5 protein-coding genes and 1 pseudogene are annotated in these 3945 nt (G+C 59.7%); 5 read left to right on the top strand and 1 reads right to left on the bottom strand.

What is annotated here, in order from left to right:
* The 5 genes and pseudogenes from AB1609_17400 to AB1609_17420 form a co-directional block, all read left to right on the top strand.
* Positions 1-214: Mu transposase C-terminal domain-containing protein (locus AB1609_17400; GenBank protein ID MEW6048224.1), on the top strand; the 214-nt coding region annotated here is incomplete at its 5' end.
* 2 nt (positions 215-216) lie between these two features.
* Entirely contained in the window at positions 217-1017 is an 801-nt protein-coding gene (locus AB1609_17405) for an AAA family ATPase (protein MEW6048225.1), read from the top strand.
* Positions 1018-1466: 449 nt separating this feature from the next.
* Positions 1467-1901 (top strand): annotated as a pseudogene (locus AB1609_17410) (AAA family ATPase).
* Positions 1902-1918: 17 nt separating this feature from the next.
* Positions 1919-2242, top strand: coding sequence for a hypothetical protein (locus AB1609_17415; GenBank protein MEW6048226.1), 324 nt, complete (start codon positions 1919-1921; stop codon positions 2240-2242).
* Between the two features lie 120 nt (positions 2243-2362).
* Positions 2363-2527, top strand: a complete 165-nt coding sequence (locus AB1609_17420; GenBank protein ID MEW6048227.1) for a twin-arginine translocase TatA/TatE family subunit — start codon at positions 2363-2365, stop codon at positions 2525-2527.
* Positions 2528-2733: 206 nt separating this feature from the next.
* Here AB1609_17420 and AB1609_17425 read toward each other — a convergent pair.
* A partial coding sequence (locus AB1609_17425) for a DUF2207 domain-containing protein (GenBank protein ID MEW6048228.1) occupies positions 2734-3945 on the bottom strand: 1212 nt, incomplete at its 5' end.

Below are 3945 nucleotides of genomic sequence, written 5' to 3' on the forward strand. Positions count from 1 at the left end.
CATAGGCAAGAAACTCTTCGAGGTGCCACCCAGGTACATAGGCCAGAGCGTCGAGGTGAGGTTCGAGCCTGACGACCTTTCGGAGGTATTGGTGTACGAGAACGGTGCCGAGGTCGCGAGGGTTAGGCCAGTCAATCTCGCGGACAATGCCAGGGTGAAGCGTGAAAAGCCCGCGCTCAGGCTTTCTGACATCGCCGGCGGAACGGAGGAGTGAGCATGTACAGGGCGTTCTACTCTCTTTCCAGGGAGCCTTTCGCCAAGGACATACGGCCCCAGGACCATTTCCCGTCCAGGTCGTTCAAGGAAGCCCTGGCCAGGCTGAAGTACCTTGTCGACGCCAGGGGCTTCGGCGCTCTGGTCGGCGAGCCCGGCTCAGGCAAGACTTACGCTCTTCGCACTCTTGCCGACGGGCTGAACCCAGCCCTCTACAAGGTCATGTACCTGCCCTTTTCTTCGGGTACCACCATGGACATGTACAGGAGCCTTGCCGCCGAACTTGGTGAGGAGCCGGGGTATCGCAAAAGCGACTTGTTCCGCCAGATCCAGAGGGCTGTCGAACACCTTCACAACGAGAAAAGAGTGACGCCGGTGTTTATCCTCGACGAGATGCACCTGGCTAGAGCCGATTTCCTCATGGACCTGGCGATGATATTCAACTTCTCCATGGACTCCAAGAGTCCCTTCGTGTTTGTCATCGCGGGACTGCCCTTTCTCACCGCCAGGCTGCGGCTCAACCAGACCCAGTCCCTCGCCCAGAGGGTCATCGTCCACTACAAGATGGAGCCCATGGACAAGGACGAGGTGTCTCGCTACGTCGAGCACCAACTGAGGCTTGCCGGCGGTGTCACCAACATCTTCACCGACCAGGCCCTTGAGGCCATCGCTTCCCACTCGGGAGGATGGCCGCGCCTCGTAAACAACCTGGCCACGACTGCTCTACTGCTGGGAGCCCAACTCAAGCAGAACCCCATCGACGCTGAAACGATCAGACTCGCATCAGCCGACGCCAGCCTCTAGTCCAGCACGCGGAACAGAACTACCAAGGTGGCGCCTCTCAGGCGCCACCCTTTTATTTCGATCCCTCCGAACCCCGCCGCGCCAACGTGCAAAGTGCAAACCGAGGGTCGCGACAAAGTGAAAGAGGTCCGGAAAGCCATCCGAGGGAATCCGAAAACTTGCAGATTGGAACGGAAGATCTGGCCAGAGGATTGTGCAAAACATGGGGCTCGCTAATCTGCAAAGTGACACCATTCCCCTCATCCCTCGAATGTCGTAGCCCATCTCCGCAAGCCGCGCCCGGTAGTCTCTGAAGGCCTCGGGCATCTCTCGGATGGCAGCCAACAAATCCTAACCTCGAGATTCGGCCCTCTTTCCTGCATCAACTTCGCATCCAGATCCTCTAGGACTATGCCCAGGATCTCCCGGCCCACCTCCGCTAACCAGCCTCGAGCCCTGAGGCCGTCTACGTGGACCGGGCCAGCATCCACGTTTCGCGACACTTCCGCGCCGCATGCACCGCCCTCGGCATCCAGGTCATCCTGGGCCGCAGGAAAAACCCCGTCGCCCGCGGCAAGGTAGAGCGATTCAGCCAGACCGCCCAAAACGAGGTCTGCCCGGAGCTGCGCCTGCGGGCCCTGCGCGCCTCCCTGGACCCCCTCAGGTCACTCTGGCTGTACCTGCCTAATCCCCTGCTCCCCGCTCGGGGGCTTTACCGCCGACTGCTCCTCGGCCTCGGCGTGGAGCCTCGCTACCACAAATCAGATACCCTAAACCAGCTCGCCGACACCCTGTGGACCGTGCAGGGAAAGACCCCGGTGGTCGTGATCGACGACGCCCACCTGCTACCGGAGGCCAGCCTGCAGGAACTGAGACTACTCACCAATTTCGACATGGACAGCACCTGCCCCATGGCGCTCTCGTGGGCCAAACCCTACTGCGGGACAGGTTCCGGCTTTCCTGCTACGACCATATTACCCAGCGGCTCATGGTGCGGTACCACATGCGGGGACTCACCGCCCCGGAAACCAGGGAGTATATCACCCATCACCTCAAAGTGGCAGGCCGTACTTCGCCCCTGTTTACCCCGGAGGCTATCGAGGAGATCTTCCAGTACGCCCGCGGCATCCGCAGCCGCATTAACCAGGTGCGTGCCAATTCACTCCTGGCCGCCTTCATCGAACAGAAAGAACTCATCGACCAGAAGCTGGTGCTCAGGGTGATCCAGGACTTGAGCGGGAACTAAACCCTAACCCGGCGGCTACCCTTCCTTCCAGGGCAGCCTTCTTCGTGTCACGCAAAAGTCATCTCAATCTGAGACAATTCGGTCAGGAAAACGTGAGACGGTACAGATCTGGGGGAGCCGTTGGTCATCCTTATATTGGCACTGATCATATTTGGTCCTGGAAAGCTTCCGGATGTTGGTCATGCTCTGGGCAAGGCATTCAGGGAGTTCAAGAAGGCGGCTCTGCCCCCGCCGCCGCCTCCTGAGAAGCCGCTCCCGAAACCTGCCCCGGAAGTCGCCGCGTAGCTTACCACCGTCCGTATCGAAGTGTTTAGTGCATCCGTGAGCCCGCCGACGATGCTTCCCACCGGGAGATGCCCTTGCCTTCCTCCTACCATAACCGTGGGCGGAGCCCCGTTACCTCAGGCCCGTCTGTTTCTGGCAAGAGCGCCTCAATCTGCGCCGAAACTTCCCTGGCTACTCCCAGGACGACCGCGTAGCTCAGGTAACGCCTAGTCCGGCTTCGGGTCCCGGCCGTACAGGATGTGGAGTACGACCGTTGCTGCCACGGAAGCGGCCAAAACGAAAAGAGAACTTTGCGTGACCAGACGCGTGACAGCACGTTCTCTGTCAGCCCGGGCTGCCCAGGCTTCCTCTTCGGAAAGGATCGAGTCGAGGACGTCCATGTCGTCGGTGTTCGTGGCTTGTGGGACCAGGCGCTTCGGAAACACCAGCCGCCCTTCGAGAAACCGGCCTGGCGAAAGATGCGGCAACGTCCAGGTTATGAGCTCGGGAGAGACGATCCGGACGCTGGCCGACAGCGGACCGTGACCCCAGGCTCTTACCTCGTCCAGCCGGGCACCCTGCGGAAGCCTGAGATTTACCGTCACGTTATCGGAGGATACCTCCCACCTTTCGCCGACGAATTTCCAGTATAGCTCCGCGACGTCCCTGTGGGCGACCACGGCTCCCTTCACCCGGTAAGAGAGCTCGAACGTCCTGGATTCGTCGGTGGGCTCAAAGCGCCAGGTGACCCGAACCATGTCGTGGGTTTCTTCGACGCTGTAGGTCCCCGGTCCGAAAGATGCGGGAAGATAGTCACGCCCGTCCTCTGACACCTTCACACCACTAATACCCTGGCACCCGGCCAGCAAGAGGTCCTGACTCAGCCAGGTGAAGGAACCGGGGAAGCGCGTACCACTTTCGAAGGTAAAGCGGAATGTGCGCTTCTCTATGACGTCCATCGAGCCGTCCGGATTGACCGAGGCTTCTATGTCGACCCTTGTGATCGAGTAGGATTTCGCGAAAGGGATGCCGGAAGACCCGGTCGTGAGGATAACACATACCAGGGACACGCAAAATGCCGTTCCCCGAATCAACCTGTTCCGCAAAAGAGGTCTTCTTGGACCCGCCAAACTGACCAACGACCTCCCTTCGTCAGGGGTTCGGCCTTTCTCGAAGCGACTTTCTTCCTTTTGACCTGTAACAGGATATTGCTTCAAAGTACGTGTTGCCTCCTGTTCGTCCGGTACGATAGGAGGCCGACGTCGTCTCTTGAACCACGTTGCTGCGCTGACGGCGCAGAGCACAATGAGCACGGACGCCAGGACCGCCATTCCCTGGGGGTGTCGTGCCCAAACGAACAGAAGATGCGCGCTCCTGCCCGACTTGGCGATGTTCAGAATATCGTGTTCCGGATCGAGAACGAGCGTGAAAAAGAGGGA

It is taken from the genome of Bacillota bacterium (assembly GCA_040754675.1).
Classification (GTDB): Bacteria; Bacillota; Limnochordia; order Limnochordales; family Geochordaceae; genus Geochorda.

Bases quoted from the DNA above. Each gene is read 5' to 3' on its own strand.
- AB1609_17405 (MEW6048225.1), top strand. From the start codon at position 217: ATGTACAGGGCGTTCTACTCTCTTTCCAGGGAGCCTTTCGCCAAGGAC.